The following is a 23,367-nucleotide window of genomic DNA, read 5'->3' on the forward strand; positions in this document are numbered from 1 at the left end:
CCATGCCGCCCAACGCTAGCCACATCGGCACCGGGGAATCGACGGCATTGCGCATTTCCGCAAGAAGCACGCCGACCGCGCACGGGCTGGGCAACACTGGCCGCAGGAGGGGTCCGGCCGCTCACGCACCCAGGACGCGGACCGACCTCGACAACGGTGTACGACCGAAAGGGGGAGCGATGCCGCCGACCGAGGCCGTGCAGTATCGGCTCCCGGACTGGACGATTACGGTGCGATGCCCGAATCCGGGGCTGTTTGCGCTGCTCGACGCGTTTCACGACCGGCGCTCGGAGGACGCGGAGGGCGACGACCCCGCCTGCGTCGGACCGGAGGTCGTGGTGGTCGCCGACCCGCAGGCGCCTCTTGCGGAGGCGGCCGGCGCGGCGTTCGATGCCGATCCGGCTGTGGCACGCGCGGTGACCTGCCGCTACGACGCCGAGGTGCAACCGCGCGAGCTGATGTTCCGTGACGTGCGCGTGCTGATCCGTGACCTGTGGCAGCGCCGGCTCACCCGTCGCCGGTCGGCGATCAACCTCCACGCCGCGGCGGTGGACGACGGCGAGCGGGTGATCGCCTTCGTCGGCGACCGGTACCGAGGCAAGACCACGCTGTTGCTGGACACCCTGCTGCGGCACGGCGGCGACCTGCTGAGCAACGACAATCTCGTGGTCTACCGGTCGCCGCAGGGCACCATGCTCACAACAGTGCCGACCTACATCAAGGTGCGCGCCGAACCGGCCCGGCGATTCGCGGCCATGTTGCGGACGCGGGCATCGGCGACGACGCACGGCGCCCAGATGTGGCGGCGGTACCGGCGCGATCCCGATCTCTTTCCGTTCGACGGCGAGGCCATGCTGCCGCCGGCCGGCTTCGGCCGGACCCGCCAGCCGGTCGTCGGGCTGGCCCAGCGGCAGCTGGTTCTCGTCGACGTCGGCTTCACGGACGGCCGGCCGGAGCTGGTGCGGTGGCCGGTGAGCGGCGCCGAGGGCCGAGCCTGGCTCGGCGGGCACGCCAAGTGGCGCACGGACGCCGGCACCGGACGAGCCGACGCCGACCGATCCACAGGGCGGCTGCTGGATGATCTCTTGCGGGGGGCGCATTGCTTTCGCCTGCGTCACACGGGCAGCGTTGATCTGTTGCTCGAGGGCCTGCCCGGGATCGCGCCGCGGCCGGACGCCGCGATGGCGCGATGACGGCGCCGGGCCTCGTCGTCTGGATCACGGGCCTCTCCGGAGTCGGCAAGACGACCGTGAGCCGGGCGACGGCCGATCGGATCGCCGCGCAAGGCGTGCCGCCGGTCCTGCTGGACGGCGACCGGCTGCGCGCCGCGTTGCCCGACGCCCGCGGATACGACCCGGCGTCCCGCCGGACCCTGGCGGAGTGCTATGCGCGACTGGCTCTCGAGTTCTCCAGCCAGGGGCATCTGGTGCTGTGCTCCACCATCTCGCTGTTCCACAGCATCCATTCCTGGAACCGCAGCCACTTTCCGGCCTACCTCGAGGTGTGGCTGCGGGCACCTCTGGCGGAGCTGCGCGGCCGCCGCGCCGGCCTGCTGCACGCCGCCGGCGCCGATCACGCCGGATCCGCGGCCGTCGTCGGGCTCGACATCCCGGCCGAGTTTCCCCTGTGCCCGGACCTCGTCATCGACAACTGCGGGGAGACGACCGCCGCGGACGCGGCCGATGAGGTGTACGCGGCGATTCATCGGCGCACCGGCGCCGCGCACCGGGAGGCGCGGTGACCGCTTCCGTCTCGATCTTCGGCACCAAGGCCGAGACCCTCGCCCGGCTCGCACCGCTGCTGCGATGCTCCCGCGTGCTACCGATGGTGTACTTCCGGGCTGACGCGTGGTCCGCCGACCGCGCGGATCAGGTGGAGCGCGTCTTGGCCCAGCCATGGGCCAGCGGTCGGATGGTCGTGCGCAGCAGCGCGATCCTGGAGGACTCTTTCGCGGGTTCGCAGGCGGGCCGTTTCCACACCGAACTCGGGGTGCACGGCCGAGAGGCCTTGATGGCCGCGGTGGAGCGTGTCCTGGCGTCGTACGGCGAACCGTCGCCGGAGGACCAGGTGCTGATCCAGCCGGAGCTGACCGAGGTGACCGCCAGTGGCGTCGCGTGTTCGTGCGAGCCCAGCACCGGCTCCCCGTACCGGGTGATCAACTGGAGCGAGGGGAGCAGCACTCGGGCCGTGACGAACGGCTCGGCCGGCATCCGCACCTGGTACGGCGTCGGATACGAAGCCCACACGCGTCCCTCCGACGGCCGGCTGCGCGATGTGCTCGCGCTGCTGGCAGAGGTCGTGGCACTTACCGGACACGACCGATGCGAGATCGAATTCGGCTTCGGCCGCGACGGCCTGCTGTACCTCTTCCAGGCCCGACCGCTGGTGGTCGGGGAGAGCGTCGTCGATGCGGCCGAGCACCGCAGACTCCTGCGCCGTGTCGCCGCCGATCTCGCCGCGGCGACCGGTCGCGCCCAGGGGCCGCGCCGCGCCGAACGGCGGATCCTGGGCGAGCCGGCGATCTTCGGGGTGATGCCGGACTGGAACCCGGCCGAGCTCATCGGGGTTCGGCCCCGCGCTCTGGCGGCGTCGCTCTATCGGTTGCTCATCACCGACCGGTCCTGGGCGCGCGCCCGGGCCCGCTACGGCTACCGCGATCTCACGGGCATCCCATTGATGGTCGACTTCGCCGGACTGCCCTATGTGGACGTCCGCGCCAGCTTCACCTCGCTCATCCCGGCCGACCTCGACGACGACCTGGCTGCGCGGCTGGTGTCGCATTACCTGCGCCGGCTGGCCGAGGCTCCGCATCTGCACGACAAGGTGGAGTTCCGGATCGTCCTGTCGTGCAACACTCCCGGCCTTGCATCTCGGCTGCGCGAGCTCGGCGACGCCGGGTTCGCCGCCGCTGAGCGTGCCGCACTGCGCGATTCGCTCACCCGGCTGACCAACGCGCTGGTCGGCGGCCGGGCCTGGCGCGAGGACCTGCTCCGGGTCGCCCGACTGGCGGACCAGGCGCCCTCGCCCGGGCCGCCGGAGAACGACGACTTGCGCGCGCTCGCGGCGGCCCTGCGTCGATGTGTCATATTCGGTGCGCGACCCTTTGCGGGGCTGGCCCGCGCCGGTTTCGTCGCGATGGAGCTCCTCAACGCGCTGGTGTCCGCCGGCGTGCTGAGCGACGCCGACAGTGCCGCGCTGCTCGCCTCGCTGAACACCGTCGCGGCGCGGATCGGCCACGACTTCGCCGCGCTGGACCGGGCCGAGTTCCTGCGCCGCTACGGGCATCTGCGGCCCGGTACCTACGACATCCTGTCATCGCGCTACGACGAGGAGCCCGAGCGCTACTTCGCATGGTCGAGCCGGCGCCCGCGACCGAGCACGCCAGTTTCGTTCCGGCCGGATCCGCGGCAGCTGCGGGAGATCGACCGGCTGCTGCACGCGAGCGGATTCACCGTCGACGCGGCCGGCCTGCTCGGGTTCGTCGCAGAGGCCGTCAGGGGCAGAGAGGAGGCCAAGTTCGTCTTCACCGGCGTGCTCAGCGAGGCTCTGGTCCGCATCCGGCGGCTGGGGGAGAACCTCGGCCTGAGCGCGGAGGAGATGTCGCACGTGCCGATCGCCGACGTGCTCGCGCTGGGCGGTGACCAGGACCGCGACCGTGCGGCGCTGCGGGCCGCCGCCAACCGCGGTCTGGCCGAGCACAATGCCGCTTGCGCGATCTTCCTGCCGCCGATCATCCGGACGCCCGATGAGGTGTACGCCTTCGAGGTACCGGAATCCGTGCCGAACTTCGTGACTCGCCGGCGGGTGCTCGGGCGGGTCGCGGATGTGGATCGAGGCGACTCGGCCGAGGGCGCCATCGCGCTCGTGACCAGCGCCGATCCAGGGTACGACTGGCTGCTGACGCACGGCATTGTCGGCCTGGTCACGGCGTACGGCGGCGCAAACTCCCATATGGCGATCCGGGCTCAAGAGCTCGGCATCCCCGCCGTCATCGGGGTCGGGGAGGCGCGGTTGCGGATGTGGGCGGCGGCAGGTGCCCTGGACGTCGACTGCGCCGGCCGCCTCGTGCGAGCGTTGCCATGATCATGGTCGGCCTTACTCAGCGGATCATGCCGCCGAACCGGTTCGGCGAGCGCTACGATGCGCTCGACCCGCGCTGGCACGAGTTTCTCGCCGCGTGCGGCGTCATCGGCGTCCCGCTGGTGAACATCCCGGAGCGGGCCGTCGCCGTGGCCCGGTCGCTGAACCTCGCCGGCGTGCTGCTGACCGGCGGCGAGGATCTGGCGCGGTACGGCGGCTGCTCCCCACTGCGGGACGAGACGGAACGCGCGCTGCTGCGCTGGGCCGGTTCGCACGGCCGGACGGTGCTCGGCGTCTGCCGGGGGATGCAGCTGATCCTCGATGCGCACGGCACCGAGCTCGTACCGGTCGAAGGCCACGTGGCGGTGGAACATCCGGCCCTGATCGACGGTGAGCCCCACCGCATCAACTGTTACCACCGCTGGGCCGCCCGCGATGTCGGCGCGCCCTTGGTGGCCACCGGGCTCGCCGGACGGGTCGTCGAGGCGGTGCGGCATCCGGATCAGCCGATCCACGGTGTTATGTGGCACCCGGAGCGCCGGGCTGCCACCGACCCGCACCGCGATCGCGACGTGGCGATGGTCGCGCGCCTGTTCGCCGGGAATGCCCGGTGAGGGGCATCGTCCTGGCCGCCGGCCGCGGCTCGCGGCTCGGCCCGGCAACCGCCGATCGCCCGAAATGCCTGGTCGAGGTCGCCGGTCGGACCCTGCTTGATCGTCAGGTCGGCGCGTTACGGGCGGCGGGGGCGGCCGACGTCGCCGCGGTGGTGGGCTGGCGGGCCGACCGGTTCGCCGGGCTCGGCCTGCCGCTCTTCGTCAATCCCGACTGGGACCGCACGACAATGGTCGACACGCTCATGTGTGCGGCCGCGTGGATGGCCCGAGGCACGACGCTGATCAGCTACGGCGACATCGTGTACTCGGCCGCGACGGCCCGCATGCTGGCCGCTCGCGACGCCCACGTGGCCATCTCCTACGACCCGCACTGGCACGGGCTGTGGGCCGAGCGCTTCGAGCGGCCGTTGGACGACGCCGAGACCTTTGCGCTGAACCCCGGCGGAATCGTCGCTGACATCGGCGGGCGGCCGGACACCATCGACAGCATCGAGGGTCAGTACATCGGCCTGCTGCGGGTGACGACAACCGGCTGGCGGGAGTTGCGCCGGGCCGCGGGGGACGGGCCGCCGCCGCGCGACATGACCGGACTGCTGCAGCGGGTGATCCGGGCCGGCCGCCTGGCGGTCGCCGCCGTGCCGGTGGTCGGTCGTTGGTACGAGTTCGACCAGCCGTCCGACCTGGAGCGAGGGCGTGCGGTGGTCGAGCAGCTCGATGCGGGAATCTGGTGAGCGAGATGGATGTGCTGTTGCCCGACATGTTTCCGTGGAGGACGACCGACGAGAGTTACCTGGGCGTCAGCCTGCCGCACGAGCTGGGCGGAACCCGGCCTCCGTATGGGCGCTACAGCGGGGTGTACGGGCATGTCTGCGACCCTGAGGCGGCGCTTTCGCACCTGGGGCCGCAACTGAAGACCGAGACCATCGCGGGCCGTCGGCTGGAGCCGGGGGAGCACCCGATCACGGTTCCGGCCGGATGTGCGCTGCCGGTGCTGGCGCTGGCCGCCACGGATCTGGCGATGCGAACCGGCGATACCGGGCTTGGCTCCGTCCCATTGCCGCCGCGCCGGTGGCGACACCTGCGGTTTGACGACGGGTTCGACGGGCACGCGCGGATCAGCGGCCCGGTGGTCGTCGGCGATCCGCTGCCGATCGGCCCGAGGCGGCCTTCGCCCGGGTCCGCCGCGCGGCCGCTCGTGCTGCTCATCTTCATCGACGGACTGAGCCAGGCGATGCTCACCGCGGCCGGCCCGCAATCGCTGATGCCGCGCGTGTGCGAGTACTTCAGCACCGGCCTGACCTTCACGAACTGCTACGCGACCGGCGAATGGACCCTGACGAACGTCGCGTCGGTGTTCACCGGCCGCTACACGTCCGGCCACAACATGTTTCATCCCCGGCGGCCGATGATCCTGGGGCCGCAGCCGATCCTGAGCGAACACATGAAGGCCGCCGGATACACGTGCGTCAGCATCGGGGCCAACTGGCGCGCGACGCCGGCGTACGGCTACGCGCGGGGCTTCGACCGGACTGTGTACCAGAAAGGTATGTCCGGTGCCCAGGTCATCGCGGATCTGATCGATCAGCTCGCCGTGCTGGGCGAGCAGCCCGTCTTCGCGTACGCGTCCTTCATGGACATTCACTGGAAATGCGAGGACGTGCTGCCGGACATCAGCGTGCAGCTGGACAAGTCGCTCGCCACCCAGCTGCGCGAGCCGCCGGAGATCGGCCTGACACCGATCTACCAGGGCGGTTACGACGAGGAGAACATCGAGGCATATCTTGCCCAGGTTCGGCGTTTGGACCGCACGCTCGGGGTGCTCTTCGACTACCTCAACGAATGCCACCCCGAATCCACCGTCGTGCTGTTCGCTGATCACGGCCAGTCCTTCAACTCTCGGTTCGAGTACACATGGGAGTTGGCCGACGCACGGCTGCGCGTGCCGCTCATGGTGCGCGGACCCGCGGTTGCGGCCGGTCGCCCGGACGAGTTCGTCGAACTCGTCGACGTCGGCCGCATCCTCACCGCGGTGAGTGCCGTGGCCGCGCCGACCGACCACGCCGACGGACGGCTTCCGGCCTGGCTGGGCGGCCGGGCGCGGCAGTATGCCTACGCCGAGAGCCGATACCCGGGCCGGCTGTTCCGTGCCGCCGTTACGGAACGAGACCGGAAGTACCTGCTGACGAGCGCGGGCAGAATCGACGACGACGGCATGTTCGATCTCGGCGAGCCCGAGCTCCTGGCGTATCGGCCGCGGTCTGAGGAGTGCGCCCTCGACCGGTTGCCATGGGAAACGCGGTACACCGACCTGATCATCGAGCGGTCCCGCCACTGGATGCGGGACAGGAGGACGTAATGGACGCACCCGAGATAGAGCTGAGCGTGCTCTGGTCGACGCCGAGGCTGAGCGAGCGCGAAGTCCGCCGGCTGGGCGAGCTGCTGCGCGCCGACCTGGACTGGGCACGGGTGTTCGGAATTCTCACGACACATCGGACCCTCGGCATCGCCTGGCACAACACGCTGGAGCATCTCATCGCCGAACGGTCGGCGCTCGCGATCAGCCACTTCCTGCTGCCCATGAAGGTGATGTACGACGGACAGCAGGTGCTGGCCGAGGAACAGATCGAGCACACTCTGGAGCTGCTTGCGGCCCTGGATGCGTCCAGCGTCCCGGTAGCGACACTCAAGGGTGGCGCGGTGGCGCGCATGGCGTACCCGAGCCTCGGGATGCGTGTGTTCCAGGACAACGATCTGCTGGTGCCGCGCGCACGGCTGGCCGAAGCGGGTGACGTGCTGCGCCGCCTCGGGTACGTGCAAGGCGGCTGGGACTACGCGGCGGGCGTCGTGCGGCCGGCCCGCCGTTCCGACGTCCTGCTGTTTCCGCTGAACTCGCACCAGACACATCCGTACAAGCGCGCCACGCCGGGCGCGCGGGTGCTCGAGTGCCATCGTATTGATCTCCATTTCTCAATCGATCTGCTGACCTCCAATCACACCGACGAGACCGTCATCGATCTGCTGGGTCGCCGGGTTGCGGTGGGCGAGCCGCCGATGTGGGCCCTGCATCCGCAGGACATGTTCGTGTTCATGTGTGCCCACTTCGCGCGGGAGGCGCGACACTACGCGGACGTGGTGAAGCACAAGGACCTTCAGCTGTGCAAGCTCGTGGACCTGGTCGCATTGCTGGACGGTCCGCTGTGCCCGCCGGATGCACCGGCGCTCGCCGCGCGCGCCCGGGAGCTCGGGATGTACCCCGAGGTCGCGTACGCCATGGCATTCGTGGCCGAGCTGTTCCCGGCGCGCGTGAACCAGGCGATGGCCGACACATTTCGTGTGGGTTCGGGCGCCGGGCTCGACGAGGTTCTGGACACGCAGGGCCGGGTCCATCGTTGGCGGCTCACTCTCCCCGAGCGGTTCTTCAGCCCGAACCGGCTCGCCGGTCTGATCGGGCCGGACGGCGACCCGGCCGAACGGTCGGCGGCCCGGCCGGCGGCAGCCCGCGGCTGACCTCAGCCGCGCACGTACTGCAGGATCCGGTCGGCCCGCCCGTGATGCCGATACGCGACGAAACGTACGCCCCGGCAAAGTCGCGCCAGCAGCAACGGATCGACCGGCAGCGGGCCGGCCGGCCGCAGGCCCAACTCCTGGAACATGTACGCCATCGGCTTCTGGTTCGCCGGCAGGAACCGGGCAAGTTCGACGGCGGGCGGGCGCACGTCGGCCATGGCCTCGGGGGCCGCGAATCCGACCGCAACCACCGTGACCCGTCGCTGGCGCAGCGGTATCGTCGGGCACACCGGCCCGCCGAGGGCGCCCGGGGATAGGTAGAGCTTGTGCTCCGCGTTGGCGGGCACGGCACTGAGCCATCGGCCGTAGCTCTCCCGGTTGGCGCGATCCGACGCGATCCGCGCCCGGATGTCGTCCTCGAAGCGCCGTGCGACGTCCTGGCGGATGCCCATGTACGTCGGAACCCCACTGGCCGCCGGGCCGCGAGCGTCGTCGACCACCACGAGGCAGTCGTTGGCCACCATGCGCCAGCCGTGGTTGATGGTCGCGTCCAGCATCAGGCTGGTCTTGCCGGCGCGCTTGTCGCCGACGAAGATGACCAGGTCACGACCGTCGTCGACGGCCGAGGAGTGCACAAAGCTCACGTTCGGGCCCGTGATGCGCCGCTCCAGCCAGACATCGCGCAGCAGGCGACGGGCGCCGGTCCAGACCTGGAACCGGCTGGCGGAGTCCGACCAGACCGCGATGCCGCCCTCGCCGCACGATGCCGACACCAGGCCGCCATCGATGCTCAGCTTCCAGTCGGCGGCAGCGGGCCGGTCGAACGGCTCCAGTTCGAGCGGGGGAAGGTCGACGAGGTCCTCGCCGACCGATTCACGCCCGAAAAATCCGTCGAAGTACTGCACCGGCGCGTTGTCGCGCATGCGGATGCGGGCCCGGAACCCGTTGATGGCGTAGGTGACGGTCGTCTCGGTGTCGCGGGCCGGGCTCATGGCCGTGCGGCAGGCCGTGGCCGGGCCGGCGAACCGGAGGGCAGCGACACACTGCGGCCGAGCACCACCCCCAGCTGGAAGCGGTTGTTGACGCCGGCGCGATCCATGAGCGCGCGCAGGATATTGGTCACCGTACGCGGGCTGATCTGCAGCCGGCGGGCGGCGCTGGCGTCGGTGTGGCCGGCGAGGAGCAGCGACAGCAGCGCCGACTCCCGGCCGTCGAGGGCGAGCGCGGGTCCGGACGCCGGCCGGACCGACGGCTCGGCCGTAGCGGGCGACCGTAGGTGACGAGGCCGTTGGGTGGCGATCGCGAGGGTCAAGGCAGCTCCTCGTGTTCGTTTCTCGGCCGCACTCGGGCGGTCGAGCCCATCCTGCCCAACCGGGTCCCGCGCCGACCGTCCCCTATACATGGGGCCTGTCCCAGAAATACGGGGACCGTCGTGCGCCGGATTGCATGGTTAGTTGATGCCCAGACGCGCAGCGATGCGTCGGATTCGGAAAGAGGGGGAGCCTTGACCATGTCCACCCGATCCGGCCTGGCGGATTTGGCTTCGCGAGCGCTCGCCGCCGAGGCCGCTTTGGCGTCGGCCCCATCCTTCGGGGCTGTCGTCGCGCAGCGTCGCGAAACCCAGCCGGACCATGTCTTCCTGGTAGACGTCGCCCGCGACGAAAGCCTGACGTACCGCGCGCTCGACGACGCGGCCGACGCCGCCCGCCCCCAGCTCGCCGAACTCGCCGTCGGCCGGGACGAGCTGCTGGCGATCCCGACCGAGCACGGGCTGACCGGTCATGCGATTCTGCTCCTGGCGGCCGAGCGCGCCGGGGTACGGCCGATGACCGTGCGGTCCATCGAGGGCCTCCGGGTCCGGGGGTATGTCGCCGAGCGGCTGCTCGTGCGGCCGCCGGGGCATGGCCCGACGCCCCTGCTGCGGCTGTCCCCTGACCCGTCGGCCCGGGACGAGGACCGGGACGCCGACGTGCCGGCGGGCGACTTCGGCCCCGGAGACGCACTGTACGACGAGCGCACGGGCGAGGCCCGGCCGCGATCGGGAAGCACCCTGCGCAGCATGCTGGCGCCCGGCTGGGCCAAGCTGCTGCCGATGATTCGGGACATCGCCTACACCCTTGACCCGGCGTCCTACTCCAGTGCCCTGATCTGGCAGGCCTGGCGCGGCCGCATCGGCTATGTCGTCGAGGACGCCGGCCTCGAGCATCTGACGGCCGCCGTCGCAGGGCACGGGATCTCCTCGCTGGTGCTAACCCGGCCGCAGTACAAGGAGTTGCTCGCGACCGCGGCGATCGGCGACGACGTGTCGGCGGTCACGGAGGTGTATCTGTCGTTCGTGCCGCGCGTGTCGGTGGCGCACAATCAGGCCGTCGCTTCCCGGTTCGCCGGGGCGGTGGCGCTGCCGCTGCCGGTGTTCGACGGGCGGCTCCGACTGCTTTCGGCCCAGCGGCCGCAAGAGGCCGGTGGGCCGAAGACAGGGGTGTCCGCCGTGCAGGCGTCGCCGGGCCGGGCGGCCGATGCGCTGCCTTTGCTGACCGACGTCGTGGGCGAGAGCGCCGCGGCGTATCTGCAGCTTCTGATCGACACGTTGACCCGGTCCGTGTTCGAGTACGAATACGTCCCCACGAAGTGCGGTGAGCACTTCCGCCGCGTGCCGATCGACCGGCAGGCCCGCGAGATCGGCCGAGACTGGCCGGCGGATGCCGAGACGATGGTCGGCCCGCACCGCCTCCGCCATCTCGCATGGTGCGTCGCGACGATCGTGCAGGAGGGCATCCCGGGCGACATGGTCGAGGCCGGGGTCTGGCGCGGCGGGTCGTGCATCCTGATGCGCGGCGCGCTGAAGGCGCTCGGCGACCGGGAGCGCACGGTGTGGGCCGCCGACTCGTTCGCAGGCTTTCCGCCCGTCGACTTCACGTTGTCGGCGACCGCGGCGGCCACCGGCACCGAGACGTACTGGCTGCCCTTCATCAGCGTCGACGTGGCGGCGGTGCGGCGCAACTTCGAGCGCTACGGTCTGCTCGACGAGCAGGTCCGGTTCGTGCCCGGCTGGTTTCACGAGACACTTCCCACGCTGCCCACGGACGCGGTGTCGCTGCTGCGAATCGACGGTGATCTTTATGATTCCACCTGGGCCGCGCTCGACGCGCTGTATCCGCGCCTGTCTCCGGGAGGCTTCTGCATCGTCGACGACTACGGCGATGTCAGCGCGTGCCGCGACGCGGTCGAGCAGTTCCGGGCCGAGCATGGCATCAGCGAGCCACTGCGGTGGATCGACACCGATGCGGTCTACTGGCGTAAGCCCCGCTGACCCGGGCGGCACCCGGTGAGCCTGAGCGCCGTCGCGCCGATGTGCCGGCTGCATCCGATTGCCGCCGGCGACGCGCTGCCGGCGACCGTCCCGGTGCGCGGCATGTTGCGGTCGTGGGGGCTGCAACCGGTGCGCATCCGGCACCTCGGCGGGACACGCAACGTGCACTGGTCGGTGGTTGCCCGTGAGGGTCGGTTCGTGCTGCGCTGCTACCGGCTCGACCGGAACCGGGCGGCCATCGCGTACGAATTTCGGGTGCTGGACGCGATGCGGCAGGCCGGGTGGCCGGTGGCCTGCCCCATCGCCGAGCTCCGCACGTGGCAGGGACGGATGTTCGCGTTGTTCCCGGCGCTGCCGGGGCGGGTGCACGACTGGCGTCGGGACCGTCGGCGGGCCAGGGAAGCGGGTGTGTTGCTCGCGGCGCTGCACGCCGACCTGGGCCGGCTGGTGACGGCCCAGCGCAGCAACTGGTGCGCCACTGACGAGGCGATGCGCGCCGAGGTCGAGGAGCTTGTGGACCGCGCGGCAGTGCGGCTGGACGCACGGCCCGGCCTGCGTGATCCTATTGTCCGTCACAGCTGCGCCACCTATGAGGCGCTGGCCGAGGTGCCGCCGGACCTGCCGCGCCTGGTGGTGCACGGCGACTTCGTGCCCTGGAACCTGCGATGGGAGGGCAAGCGCCTCTCCGCGGTGCTGGACTTCGACGACATCCGTCTGGACCTGCGCGCCGCCGACGTGGCCGCCGCTCGCCGGCGTGGCCTCGACGCGGTGGTCTCCGGCTACGACTCGCGGACCCCGCTCGATGAGCGCGAGGTGGCGCTGCTGGCCCCACTGTGGCGGGCCTGCATGTTGCACTACGCCACCGAGCTGCTGCGTGCGCCGGAACTGAGCGGGCGCGTCCTCGCGGAGCTCGACTGGTGCGTGCAGGAGATGGAGTCGACTGCCGACTTCGGGCACTCAGCCCGAATGTGAGCCGGGTTTGGGCGTCCGGTACGGCGTGAGATCCATCCGTGGGTATCGGGCCTGGACGAGGGCGAGACTCTCCTCATTCCAGTACGGATGGCGGGGCGGTGGGAAGCCGAGCACCGAACGTTGCTCGGCGCTCGTGCGCTCGAACCACCGCCGCATGTGCAGCTGATCGGCGTACTGTGCCCAGCCGCGCCACGACATCCACTCGTGCCCGGCGCCTCGCCAGGCCAGGTGGTGGCTGATCCGATGGCCGGTCGCTGCGCTGAAACCGGTGCACCGGTGGAAGGTCCGGCCGGAAAAGCACACGAGAGTGCCCGCCTTGGCGTGGACGAGCTGTTCGCGTTCATAGAGTGCCGGATCGACCAGCTTCGTCCGCGCCCAGGGCGTGAGGGCGCGGTCCTGGGCGCCGGCGCGCGGAACGAGTGCGGTCGGGGCAAGCCCCGGCTCCACATCGGTGTAGTAAAGGATCATGTGCAGCTGGCCATAGGCGCCGTCGCCCCGCGGCATCGCCAGGGAGTTGTCATGCCAGTCCAGGTGGAGGGACTGTTCGAAGTCGGAGCGTCCGGCGTACTTCGCCCAGCAGATCGACTGCGTGAGGAAGACGCGCTCCTCGGCGAGCACGCGTTCGGCGAACCGGATGAGCTCGGGATGGGTGCTCATGTGGTTGAGCGCCGTGCCGGGGAACGGCAGCTCGGCCACCGCGTCGCCCGTCTTGTGCAGGTCCGGCCAGCGGTCCGGTTCGGCGGTCAGCTCCGACCAGGAGGGAAACAGCCGCGCCAGATCGGCGGCGGCCGCCCGCAGCTCGTCCTCGGTCATGAAGCCATCGACGACGACGAAACCATCGTCGCGGTACCGCTGCAGGTGCCCATCGTGGATGCGCGCCATGGCGTACTCCTGCGGGATGTTGTGGATGCCTACGACGGGTGCCGGTCCATTGCCGCGAGCTACCGCCGGGCGGCCTGGACGGCGCCGCGCACCGCCTCGCAGAGCCGATCAGCCTGTTGCTCGGTGGCGGGTATCGGCAGCGTGAGCAGACGGTCCGCCAGCGACTCCGCGACCGGGCACGGCATGATGCGGGCGGACCCGGACAGCACCGGCTGCCGGGTGAGCGGAATCGGATAGCGGGGGGCCGTGGCGACGCCGGCCGCCCCGAGCAAGCGTCGCAACTCGCCGCGCCCGCCGCCGATCTGCCCGGGCGAAATCGAGACGACGTACTTCCAGAACGCGTGCTCCGCGCCGCTGCGCACGGCCGGCGCCGCGAGACCCGCAGTGTCGGCGAGGCCCCGGGTGAGCCGCTCCGCGATCGCACGGCGCCGGCGCACGAGCGATGGCAGGCGAGCGAGCTGCGAGCGGCCGACCGCGGCCTGCACGCCGGTGAGCCGATAGTTGTAGCCGAGAGCCACATGATGTGCGTCCGGCCCGCCGTCGATCTGCTCCTGCGCATGCGAGCGCAGCAGTCGCACGTGCCGGGCGATCTCCTCGTCCGCGGTGAGCACGGCGCCGCCCTCGCCGGCCGCGGTGATGAGCTTGTCCTGCCAGAAGCTGAACGCCGCGGCGCGACCGAGAGCGCCGACCGGCGTGGCGAACAATGTCGCCCCATGTGCCTGGCAGGCGTCGCTGATGATCGGCAGGTCGGCCGGGAGCTGGTCGACCGGGGCCGGATGTCCGTTGATGTGGACGGCGACGACCGCCTTCGTTCGTGTGGAACGCGCCGTGTCCACGGCGGCGGGGTCGATGCAGTAGGTGCTCGCGTCGATGTCGACCACGACTGGCGTGGCCCCGACCATCAGCACCGGCGTCGCCGTGGCGATGAAGGTGTGGGCCGGCACGATGACCTCATCGCCGGGCCCGATCCGCAACGCGCGAAGGATGCAGTGCAGCGCGGCGGTGCCGGAGTTCACCGCGACCGCGTGCGGCACGCGGGACTGTCCGGCCAACGACGTCTCGAAGCGCTGTACCGCCGGATGGTCCGGACCGGCCAAGATCCCGGAGCTCAGGACCTCGACCGCGGCGGCCACATCTGCGTCGGTGAGCTGCGGCGCGTTCATGTCGGCGAAGGGATCCGGTGCGGGTCCACCGGAAGGGCCGGAGCGGTCTGCGGTCCATTGCTGCGTCGTCATGCCTGCCATCTCCGGCGGTAATGGTCGCCGCGATGCCCGGCATCGGACGCGCGACCCGGCGACTCGGTCAGGTCCCGAACGTACGAGGGCTGGGGCGCCGCCACAACGGAGACTGCTGTCGTCAATTCTAGGGATAGCGAGGCCGTTGTCCGGGCCGAGCGGGGACTCGACAATGGGTCGGTGACCGCGATACGAACGGTCGGTCCGCCGCGAGAGTCCGGCCCGGCGGGCATTCGGTTGCGGCAGTGGGGGCCTGGCGTTGGAAATCCGTGACGTCGGCGGCGGCGACGGTCCGCGACTGTTGCACGACATGGTGGATGCGGCGTGCCAGGCCCGCCCGGGTGCGACGGCCGTGCGGGACCGCGAGGGCCGGTGGGACTATGCGGAGCTGTCGCGGCAGAGCCACGGATACGCGGCGTGGCTGCGCAGCCGGGGTGTGGCGGCCGGGGACCGCGTGCTGGTCGAGGCCGGCCCCGACCGGCGGGTCCTGGCGGTGTTGTTCGCGTGTTCACGGCTCGGCGCGATCTTCGTGCCGGTCGGCGACGGCGCCACGCTTGTGCAGTGGACGCACTATGTCGCGGATTGCGAGCCGGCCTTGATCGTCACCGATGTCGCGGAACTCGCCGAGTCGAATCCCGGCGTGACGGACACGGCGACGGCGTGGGCCCAGGCCTCCGCCTTCAGCGGCGAGCGGTACGACGGCCCTCCCGTCCCGCCCACCTCCGCCGCGCTGCTGATCTACACCTCCGGAAGCGTCGCGGCGCCGAAGGCGGTGATCTGCCCGCACGCACAAGTGGTGTTCGCCGCCTGCCGGATCGCCGCGCGCCTGCGGTACGACGCCGACGACGTGGTGTTCTGCCGCCTGCCCCTCTCCTTCGACTATGGGCTTTACCAAGCGTTTCTCGCTGCGCTTGCCGGCGCCGAACTGGTGCTGTGCGGTGCGGACGCGGACGCCCGTCTCCTCGCCGAGGTGCGCCGCCACGGTGCAACCGTGGTGCCGGTGGTGCCGGCGCTCGCCTCGATGCTCATCCGGCTGGCCGGGCGAGACCGGCGCCCGACGCGGGTGCGGCTGTTCACCAACACCGGCGAGGAACTGCCCGCGGCGAGCATCGACGCGCTGCGGCAACGATTCCCCGGCGCCGGGGTGCAACTGATGTTCGGCATCACCGAATGCAAACGGGTGAGCGTCATGGAGGTCGACGCCGACCGCGAGCGGCGAGGTGCGGTCGGGCGTCCGCTGGACGATACCTGGGTGCAGATTCTCGGCCCGGCCGGCTCCGCGCTGCCTGCGGGCTCAGCGGGGGAGATCGTCGTATTCGGGCCGCACGTCATGGCCGGGTACTGGCGCGACGAGGCGCTGACCGCGCGGGTATTCGGCCGTGACCCGGTCACCGGTCAGCGCTGCCTCTACACCGGCGACATCGGTCATCTCGACGCCGACGGCTATCTGTATTTCCACGGTCGCCGCGACCAGATATTCAAGCGACACGGTGTCCGTACGAGCGCGCTGGAGATCGAGGCGGCGGCGCAGGACATCCCTGGGGTCGCGGAGGCCGCAGTGGTTCCCCCGGCCGGCGACACGGACGCGGTGCTGTGCGTGGTCGCCTCCATCGGCGCTGCCGAGGTGCTGCGGTGTCTGCGTGAACGACTGGATGCCGCGCGTGTCCCGGCGCGATGCCTCGTCGTCGACCGGCTGCCCCGGCTTGGCTCCGGCAAGTTGGACCGCGCGGGACTGCCCGCCCTGATCGATCGGACGGTGCGGCGATGACCCCGGTTCGACTCGCCGAAGAGGTGCTGCCGACGCTCGCCGAACACGCAGCCGCCGTCGATGCCGCGGCGCAGTTTCCCGAGGCCGGCGTGAGCGCGCTGCGCAAGAGCGGGCTCATGGGCCTCCTGGTGCCCCAGCAGTACGGCGGCCTCGGGGGCGACCTCACCGACCTGGTGGCGGTCGCCCGTACCCTGGCGTCGGGCTGCCTGTCCACCGCGATGATCTGGGCGATGCATTGCCAGCAAGTGGACGCCCTTGTCCGTCACTCGAGCGACCCGTTGCGCGGGGAGCTGCTGCCGCGTATCGCGGCGGGCCAGGTGTACCTGGCGTCGGTCACCACAGAGCCGGCCAAGGGCGGACACCTGCTGTCTGCGGTCGCCGCCCTGCGTGCCGCCGACGACCTCCTCGAGCTGCGCCGCGATGCGCCGATTGTGACCGGCGGTCAGCACGCGGACGGGTTCCTGGTGACGATGCGCGCATCCGAAGACGCGGCGGCACAACGCGTCAGCCTCGTGTACGTCGACCGCGAGCAGGTCTCGTTCGAGACGACCGGTACATGGGAGCCGCTGGGCATGCGCGGCACGCACAGCGTCGGGATGCGGCTCACGGCGGCGATACCGCGCCACCAGGTTGTCGGCGAGGCCGGGCAGTTCCGGGCGGTCGCGGTGGACAGCATGATCCCGGTCGGGCATCTCGGCTGGGCGTCATGCTGGCTGGGCGGCGCGCACGCCGCGCTCCGGGCGGTCGTGCGGCTCGTCGGATCGCGCGAGCGGCCGCGCAGCACAGACCCGAGCTCGGAGCTCGTGCTCGAGCGGCTCGCCCGGGTCCGGATGGACCTTGAGCTCGTCGGGGCGTACCTGGACCGGGTCGTCGCCGAGATAACCGCCCATCGCGGCGCCGGCACATCGACCGACACACCCGCCACCCAGATCCACCTCAACGTCGTCAAGGTCGCGGCCGCGGAGCTGACCTTTCGCGCGGTGAGCCGCCTCATGCAGCTGGTCGGTGTGTCGACCGGCTATCTGCGCACGTCGCCGATCCCCCTGGAACGACTCTTCCGCGACTTGCGGTCGGCGAGCCTGAACTACTCCGATGACCGCCTTCTGACCGCGATCGGCAGCCTGTCGCTGATCGACCGCGGCGTCCGGCTCGCGTAGCGCCCGGGGGAACACGGTGCGTATTCTGTACGTCGCTCCGTTCACGGCGGCGGGAGATCCTTCCGACGGAAGCTGCGTGGTCGGCTACGGCGAGACCTCAGGCGGGGCGATCGTCCGCGAGCTTCGCGCGTCCGGCCACGAGGTGCTGGTGACGCCCACACGTGCGTGCGCGACCAAGAACGAGCACATCCACGCGACGTATCGGGATCTGGCCGAGCGAGATCTCCGTGGCGTCGACTGCCTGTTCATGTACAACACGCATCATCAGTTCGCGGCGGAGATCCGGCGGATGCTGTACGAGCGCGGCCTCACCGGCATTGTGCTCGCCGGCTACACCCATGGCAGCCACTGGGATCCCAGCGACCAGATTCGCGCCAACTTTCCGCTCCTGCGCTTCGCCGACCTCGGCAATGTCATGGCCATGGATACCGTGTTCCTCGTGTCGCAGTACATGGCCGACACGATGGCCGACACGATCGGCCGGGAGCTGGGCCTGCGGGTGCGCGCCGAGTTCCTGCAGAAGGCGCGGGTGGTGGGAGGCACGATCGACAACCAGCGGTTGGACGCGGCGAGGGTGGCCGAAGACGCCGGCGTCACCATCGTGTTCAACCATTCGGCGAGCCCGGCGAAAAGGCCTGCCGTGTTTTTCCTCGCGGCCCGCGAGGTGCTGGCCGCCCGCCCCGACACCAGGGTCCTGGTCACCCGTCGCTTCGCGCCGTCTGCGCCCGGTGGCCCGGAACTGTACGACCTTCGCCGGCGATATCCGGACCGGATCGTGCTCGGCGACACGATGCCGACCGACGACTACTTCGCCTGGCTGTGGCGCTCGCAGATCCAGGTTTCCACCGCATTCCACGAATCGTTCGGCGTCAGCACCGTCGAGTCGATCTACGCCGGCTGCTGCAGCCTGCTGCCGCCCCGCGGCTGCTACCGGGAGATCACCGGCGAGGCCGGGCTGTACGACGAGAGGCGGTTGGCCACCGTGCTGCTCGAGCATGCGGCCGATCCGGCCGCCCGGCGGCGGGTCGCGGTGCAGCAGCGGGAAGCGATCCAGCGGTACCTGCCGGCCAGGGTGGCCCGCAGGATAGCCGATGCGCTCGCCGAAGCACGGGAACGCCTGCGGGCCTGACCCGGCCGGTCAGCCGGTCTCGCGGCGATCCACGCCCGATTCCCCGTGCTCCAGCCATGCGATGTCCTGCTCGCTGAGCGAGACGTCCGTACCGGCCAGGGCGATCTCGAGCTCCGCAACGGTGCGCGGCCCGATGATCGGCAGCGTGGCGAACGACTGGCACAGTACGTATGCCAGGGCGACGTTGACGGCCCGAACGGCGAGTCGCTCGGCCAGCTGCCGCGCGCGTTCCCGTCGTGCGTAGTTGTCGGGGGTGCCCCAGCACCGCCAGACGTTCGGGTCGAGGTCGCCCCGCGGCACGTCGGCGAAGAAGCCACGCGCCTGGGAGGACCACGGCATCAGCGCGATGCCGTCTTCGGCGAGGTAGTCGCAGTACGAGCGGGACACGCCGGCACAGCCGGGATACAGCGGCTCGACCGGCTCGGCCAGCGAGAAGTGGTTGCTGACCACGGTCATGCCGCGCAGGCCGTGACGCCGTGCGTAGTCGTTCGTCTCGCGGACGCGCTGTTCGCTCCAGTTCGAACCGCCGTATGCGCGAATCCGCCCAGCCGCCACCTGCCGCTCCAACGCATCGACGAACTCGCCTACCGGTATCGAGGTATCGTCCCGGTGCAACAGGTACACGTCGATCGTCGGCACGCCGAGGCGATCCAGCGTCTGCAGCAGCTCCGGCTCGACCGCCGCGGGGGTGCAGTGCGGCGGATGCGCGCCCTTGCCCACGATGACGAGCCCGTCGGGTCGTGCCCGGCGGATCCAGCCGCCGACCGTCTCCTCGCAGCGCCCTCCGCCGTACACCCGAGCGGTGTCGATGCAGCTGCCACCGGCGGCGACGAAGGCGTCGAGCAACGGGTAACCGGTTTCGTCCCGGATTCCGGACGTTCCGAGAACGCAGCGCGAGACTGGCGCGTCGACCTCGGCCAACGATGCGTACTTCAAGCGTCGTCTCCTTCGCGTGTCCCGTTGCGATCGTCGTGGTAGTGGCGCGCCTGGGCTTCGAACGCGCGCCGGTAGAGCCCGTCCCCGGCCATCAGGTGCTCGTGCGTGCCAACCTCCGCGACCGCTCCGTCGGCCAGCACGACCACGACGTCCGCCATGCGGACCGTGGAGAACCTGTGCGACACCAGCACGGCGATGCTGCCGCGTTCGCGCGCGGCGGCCGTCCGCGCCGCGAACTGCACGAACAGTTCGTGTTCGGCCCGTGCGTCGAGCGCGGCCGTCGGCTCGTCGAGCAGCATCAACAGCGGCGTCGACCGGGCGAAGGTACGCGCGATCGCAACCCGTTGCCACTGCCCACCGGACAGCTGCGCGCCGCCGAACTGCCGCCCGAGCTGCGTGTCGTAGCCGTCCTCGAGCGGTTCCAGGAACGAGGCGGCCTGGCCGTCGCGGGCCGCCTCGGCAATGGCCTTCCGGCGCTGCGGTGCCGGGGTCCGCTGCTCGTCCAGCAGGTCCAGCCGGCTCACGCCGATCGACTCGACGGCCCGGAATTCCAGCCTGGCGAAGTCCTGGAAGCTCGCCGTGATGCCGGACCTCCATGCGTCGGGGTCGAACTCGCGCAGATCCGTGCCGTCGACCGAGATCCGCCCATGCGTCGTGTCGTAGTACCGGCAGAGCAGCTTGACCAGGGTGCTCTTGCCGGCCCCGTTGTCGCCCACGATGGCCACCGTCGCGCCGGCCGGTAGCGTGAGCGAGACATTGGTCAGGACGTCCCGTTCGGCGAACGGGTACCGAAAGCTGACGTTCTCGAGCCGAATACCGTCGTCCAGGCGGCCCGGAACGGGAACCGGCCGCTGCGGCGGGCGCACCTGCGTCGCGTACCGCATCAGCCAGAGATAGCGCCGGGCCGCGAAGCTGATCCGCAGGACCTTGGAACCCGACGTGGCCAGGCCCCTGGCGCTTTCCAGCACGGTCTGGAGCAGTACCACGCCGAGCACGACGGTGGCCGGCGAAGCGTCCCCGCGAATCGCGAGCCACATGAGCAGCCCCAGCCCGGCCACCAGCATCAGCGCTTGGACCGCACCACCCAGCGCCGCCGCCAGCACGCTGCGTCGCTCGGAGCGCAGCAGGCTGGTGCCGACGGCGGTGACGGCCCGGTCGTGGCGGCGACGCAGCCACGATCCGATGCCGAGCATCCTGATGTCCGGCGCGGCCGCGGCGGCGGTGGCCAGCGTAACGATGTGGTCGGCCAGACGCTGCTCGGTCAGCATGCCCTCCCGCACGTTCATCGCCCACCGTACGGCCCGCATCTGGACAGCGCCGACGGCGACCGATCCGGCGACCGGGAGCAGCAGCCACCAGCTCACCGAGCCCAGCACGGCGACCGAGACGATGAACGACAGGACGACACCGATCTGCCCGCCGACAGCGCCGAAAACCATCGCGATCTGCCCGGCCTCCGAGCGTAGGAACGCGACGCGGTCGGCGTAACGCGGATTCTCCAGGTGCTCGATGCCGGCGGGCCGCAGCGCGGCGCGGGCGATCTCGGTCGAGATGAGCTGTTCGCCGCGGCGGCGGATGCTTTCACGAACGTTGTCGGTGATGCTCAACAAGACCTCGGGCGCCAGGATCCCGATCGCGGCCACGACGACCCAGACTGGATCGAAGGCGAGGTCGCGGTCGGCGACGATACGTTGCAGGGCAATGCCGAGGAGCGGACCGGCGACGATCATCGTGACGAACCAGCCAAGCACGGTGCCGACGGCCGCCGCCGGCGATGCCCGCCAGGCGATGGCGAAGACCGCCGCCCACGACGCCGCCAACGGTGGGAGCTCGCGTTCCTCAGCGGTGCTCATCGCGCCGTTCCCGGTGCCTGCGTGAAGCGCTGTGCCTGGAGAGTGAAAAGTTCGGCGTATCGGCCCTCGGCCGCCATCAGTTGCTCGTGGCTGCCGCTCTCGATGATCCGGCCGCGGTCGAGCACGGCCACCCGGGACGCCATCCGGACCGTCGAGAAGCGGTGCGAGATGAGCAGCGTGGTAGCGCCTCGCCGCAGCTCCTCGAACCGTTCGTGCAGGTCGGTCTCGATGTGGACGTCCAGGGCGGCGGTAGGTTCGTCGAGGATGAGCAGCGGCGGGGTGCGGGACTGCTGCGCTGCGAGCATCCGCGCGAGAGCCAGCCGATGCCATTGGCCGCCGGACAGATCGACCCCGCCGAACTCACGGCTCAGCGTGGTGTCCCAGCCGTGCGGCAGCCGGTTGATGAACTCCCCGGCGCCGACCTGCGCCGCCGCGGCGGCCAGCAGGCCGGGGTCCGGCCGGTCCGGGTCGGCGCCGGCGATGGCCAGGTTGTCGATCGCGGGCATCGGCAGCCGCATCGGCTCCTGAAACACCACTGCTATTCGGCGCCGCAGCTCGGCGAGGTCGAGGTCGCGGATGTCGGTGCCGTCGAGAGTGATCCGGCCGTGTGTCGGATCGTAGAAGCGACACATCAGCTTGACGATCGTCGACTTTCCGGCTCCGTTGACGCCGACCAGCGCCAGCGACTCGCCGGCGGGCAGGTGCAGGGTCAGGCCGTCGAGCACGAGTCCGGATTCGCCGGGGTATCGGAACGCCACGTCCTCGAACCGGATACCGTCCCGGACCACCGGCCCGGGGACGATCCGGCCGCCGGTGTCGAGGCGAGGGTCCGCCCGGGGCAGGTCCTGAATGGCGAACACCTCCGGCAGGAACCCGACCGCCTGACGGAGGCCTCCCGGCAGGCCCTCCAGCGTGTGCATGCCGTTGGCCGCCGTGCGCAACGCGAGGACCACCGCGGTGAACTGCTCGGCGCCGATCGAACCGTGGCGCAGCCCCATGAGCGCGACCAGCAGCGGAACGAGCATCGCGGCCGCCCGCACCGCGTTGATCGCCACATTCTCCCGCAGTTGGCGTCGCAGGTCCCGGAAGATCGGCGCCATCCCCTCGGCCCACAGCCGCTGCTGCCGTTCGGCGAGCCAGTCGCCGACTGCGAAGAGCCGCATCTCCCGCGCCTGCGTCGGATTGACCGCCAGTGTGCGGTGGTAGCCCGCGTAGCGCAGCTGCTGCGCGGCGTCGCGTTGCAGCTCGGATCGGCGCCCCGCGTGCCGCCAGTCGTTGATGCCCACGCCGACCGCGGCCGCGGACACCACCAGCGGCGCCCACCAGCCCAGACCGGCCAGGATGAACATGCTGCCGATGAGCATCGTGCCGCGCCGCACCAGGGCGACAAGCCGTTCCAGCAGAACCGGTGGCTCCGTCTTGCTCCAGTCGGCCGCCTCCAGACGGTCGGCCTGGGTGGGCGACTCGAAATGCGCGAGTCCCGGCAGCGCCAGGCACGCGGTCATCCGAACACGGTCGAGCGCGGTGATGAACCGGTATCCGAGGTAGGCCGTCGAGACGGGGGCCACGGCGGCGGCAATCCGCTCGATCACCAGGGCGACGGCGAGCAGCCCCAGCGCGGACGCCGCGGACGCTCTCGCGGACGCCTCATCGGCGAGCCCCGCAGCGGCGCCGACGAGGCGGGCGGCGGCCAGCGTGATCGCGTTCGGAGCGATGCCCTGCAGTAGCGCGGCCAGCAACGTTGCGGTGAACGCGCCCGGGGACGAGCGCACCAGGAGTCCCCCCGCGCGGGCCAACATCATTCGCATACGCCGACCCCCGTACAGGCAACGAGCATTGCGGACGAGCTCCCGAGGCTTCCTGACCTTACACCGCCGAGCACCGCGCGCCCGGCGTCGCGGACCGCCGAAGCGCCTTTTCCTGT

The 23,367-nt window shown here is 70.9% G+C and carries 19 protein-coding genes; 12 read left to right on the forward strand and 7 right to left on the reverse strand.

Going from position 1 to position 23,367, the window contains the following annotated elements; translation table 11 throughout:
- Window positions 1-2 precede the first annotated feature (2 nt).
- Genes ACQEVU_RS13535 through ACQEVU_RS13565 form a run of 7 tightly spaced genes read left to right on the forward strand, consistent with a single transcriptional unit; the run spans window position 3 to window position 8,201 of the window.
- Window positions 3-1,193 (forward strand): hypothetical protein, encoded by a 1,191-nt coding sequence (locus ACQEVU_RS13535; RefSeq protein ID WP_433323230.1) that lies wholly within the window; start codon window positions 3-5, stop codon window positions 1,191-1,193.
- Window positions 1,190-1,741 (forward strand): adenylyl-sulfate kinase, encoded by a 552-nt coding sequence (locus tag ACQEVU_RS13540; protein WP_433323232.1) that lies wholly within the window; start codon window positions 1,190-1,192, stop codon window positions 1,739-1,741. The genes ACQEVU_RS13535 and ACQEVU_RS13540 overlap by 4 nt, the downstream gene beginning before the upstream one ends.
- Entirely contained in the window at window positions 1,738-4,083 is a 2,346-nt protein-coding gene (locus tag ACQEVU_RS13545; protein ID WP_433323234.1) for a PEP-utilizing enzyme, read from the forward strand. The genes ACQEVU_RS13540 and ACQEVU_RS13545 overlap by 4 nt, the downstream gene beginning before the upstream one ends.
- Window positions 4,080-4,694, forward strand: coding sequence for a gamma-glutamyl-gamma-aminobutyrate hydrolase family protein (locus ACQEVU_RS13550; RefSeq protein ID WP_433323236.1), 615 nt, complete (start codon window positions 4,080-4,082; stop codon window positions 4,692-4,694). The genes ACQEVU_RS13545 and ACQEVU_RS13550 overlap by 4 nt, the downstream gene beginning before the upstream one ends.
- A complete protein-coding gene (locus ACQEVU_RS13555) occupies window positions 4,691-5,425 on the forward strand; it encodes an NTP transferase domain-containing protein (protein ID WP_433323238.1) in 735 nt (244 codons plus the stop codon). Before ACQEVU_RS13550 ends, ACQEVU_RS13555 begins: the two co-directional genes overlap by 4 nt.
- Before the next feature lie 5 nt (window positions 5,426-5,430).
- Window positions 5,431-7,050: a sulfatase-like hydrolase/transferase gene (locus tag ACQEVU_RS13560; RefSeq protein ID WP_433323240.1), complete on the forward strand. Its 1,620-nt coding sequence runs from the start codon at window positions 5,431-5,433 to the stop codon at window positions 7,048-7,050.
- Window positions 7,050-8,201 (forward strand): nucleotidyltransferase family protein, encoded by a 1,152-nt coding sequence (locus tag ACQEVU_RS13565; RefSeq protein WP_433323242.1) that lies wholly within the window; start codon window positions 7,050-7,052, stop codon window positions 8,199-8,201. The genes ACQEVU_RS13560 and ACQEVU_RS13565 overlap by 1 nt, the downstream gene beginning before the upstream one ends.
- A 2-nt stretch (window positions 8,202-8,203) precedes the next feature.
- Here ACQEVU_RS13565 and ACQEVU_RS13570 read toward each other — a convergent pair whose 3' ends face one another.
- Together ACQEVU_RS13570 and ACQEVU_RS13575 are read right to left on the reverse strand one after the other, a co-directional pair.
- Window positions 8,204-9,193, reverse strand: coding sequence for a hypothetical protein (locus tag ACQEVU_RS13570; protein WP_433323244.1), 990 nt, complete (start codon window positions 9,191-9,193; stop codon window positions 8,204-8,206).
- Entirely contained in the window at window positions 9,190-9,513 is a 324-nt protein-coding gene (locus tag ACQEVU_RS13575) for a LuxR C-terminal-related transcriptional regulator (protein ID WP_433323246.1), read from the reverse strand. Before ACQEVU_RS13575 ends, ACQEVU_RS13570 begins: the two co-directional genes overlap by 4 nt.
- A gap of 198 nt (window positions 9,514-9,711) precedes the next feature.
- Between ACQEVU_RS13575 and ACQEVU_RS13580 the strand changes: the two genes are divergently transcribed.
- Both ACQEVU_RS13580 and ACQEVU_RS13585 read left to right on the forward strand, forming a co-directional pair.
- Window positions 9,712-11,511 (forward strand): TylF/MycF/NovP-related O-methyltransferase, encoded by a 1,800-nt coding sequence (locus tag ACQEVU_RS13580; RefSeq protein WP_433323248.1) that lies wholly within the window; start codon window positions 9,712-9,714, stop codon window positions 11,509-11,511.
- A 15-nt stretch (window positions 11,512-11,526) separates the two neighbouring features.
- Entirely contained in the window at window positions 11,527-12,483 is a 957-nt protein-coding gene (locus ACQEVU_RS13585) for a phosphotransferase enzyme family protein (RefSeq protein WP_433323250.1), read from the forward strand.
- Here the strand turns inward: ACQEVU_RS13585 and ACQEVU_RS13590 are convergent.
- Together ACQEVU_RS13590 and ACQEVU_RS13595 are read right to left on the reverse strand one after the other, a co-directional pair.
- The gene (locus ACQEVU_RS13590) at window positions 12,469-13,365 is read right to left on the reverse strand and encodes a phytanoyl-CoA dioxygenase family protein (RefSeq protein ID WP_433323252.1); all 897 of its coding nucleotides are present in this window, start codon (window positions 13,363-13,365) and stop codon (window positions 12,469-12,471) included. The two genes, ACQEVU_RS13585 and ACQEVU_RS13590, sit on opposite strands and share 15 nt — an antisense overlap.
- 59 nt (window positions 13,366-13,424) lie before the next feature.
- Window positions 13,425-14,528 (reverse strand): DegT/DnrJ/EryC1/StrS family aminotransferase, encoded by a 1,104-nt coding sequence (locus ACQEVU_RS13595; RefSeq protein ID WP_433323254.1) that lies wholly within the window; start codon window positions 14,526-14,528, stop codon window positions 13,425-13,427.
- Between the two features lie 331 nt (window positions 14,529-14,859).
- On the opposite strand from ACQEVU_RS13595, the gene ACQEVU_RS13600 reads away from it, so the two are divergent.
- The 3 genes from ACQEVU_RS13600 (at window position 14,860) to ACQEVU_RS13610 (ending at window position 18,654) form a co-directional block, all read left to right on the forward strand.
- Window positions 14,860-16,368 carry a class I adenylate-forming enzyme family protein gene (locus tag ACQEVU_RS13600; protein WP_433323256.1) on the forward strand — a complete coding sequence of 503 codons (1,509 nt, stop codon included), beginning with the start codon at window positions 14,860-14,862 and terminating at the stop codon, window positions 16,366-16,368.
- Window positions 16,365-17,525, forward strand: coding sequence for an acyl-CoA dehydrogenase family protein (locus ACQEVU_RS13605; protein ID WP_433323258.1), 1,161 nt, complete (start codon window positions 16,365-16,367; stop codon window positions 17,523-17,525). The genes ACQEVU_RS13600 and ACQEVU_RS13605 overlap by 4 nt, the downstream gene beginning before the upstream one ends.
- Before the next feature lie 76 nt (window positions 17,526-17,601).
- Complete coding sequence (locus tag ACQEVU_RS13610) at window positions 17,602-18,654, forward strand: hypothetical protein (RefSeq protein WP_433323260.1); 1,053 nt, start codon at window positions 17,602-17,604, stop codon at window positions 18,652-18,654.
- A gap of 9 nt (window positions 18,655-18,663) precedes the next feature.
- Here ACQEVU_RS13610 and ACQEVU_RS13615 read toward each other — a convergent pair whose 3' ends face one another.
- The 3 genes from ACQEVU_RS13615 to ACQEVU_RS13625 are packed head-to-tail and all read right to left on the reverse strand — an operon-like array spanning window position 18,664 to window position 23,251.
- Window positions 18,664-19,590 (reverse strand): aldo/keto reductase, encoded by a 927-nt coding sequence (locus ACQEVU_RS13615; protein WP_433323262.1) that lies wholly within the window; start codon window positions 19,588-19,590, stop codon window positions 18,664-18,666.
- Window positions 19,587-21,443 (reverse strand): ABC transporter ATP-binding protein, encoded by a 1,857-nt coding sequence (locus ACQEVU_RS13620; RefSeq protein ID WP_433323264.1) that lies wholly within the window; start codon window positions 21,441-21,443, stop codon window positions 19,587-19,589. Before ACQEVU_RS13620 ends, ACQEVU_RS13615 begins: the two co-directional genes overlap by 4 nt.
- Window positions 21,440-23,251 (reverse strand): ABC transporter ATP-binding protein, encoded by a 1,812-nt coding sequence (locus ACQEVU_RS13625; protein WP_433323266.1) that lies wholly within the window; start codon window positions 23,249-23,251, stop codon window positions 21,440-21,442. Before ACQEVU_RS13625 ends, ACQEVU_RS13620 begins: the two co-directional genes overlap by 4 nt.
- Window positions 23,252-23,367 lie beyond the last annotated feature (116 nt).

This window comes from Dactylosporangium sp. CA-139066, assembly GCF_050936175.1.
Classification (GTDB): Bacteria; Actinomycetota; Actinomycetes; order Mycobacteriales; family Micromonosporaceae; genus Dactylosporangium.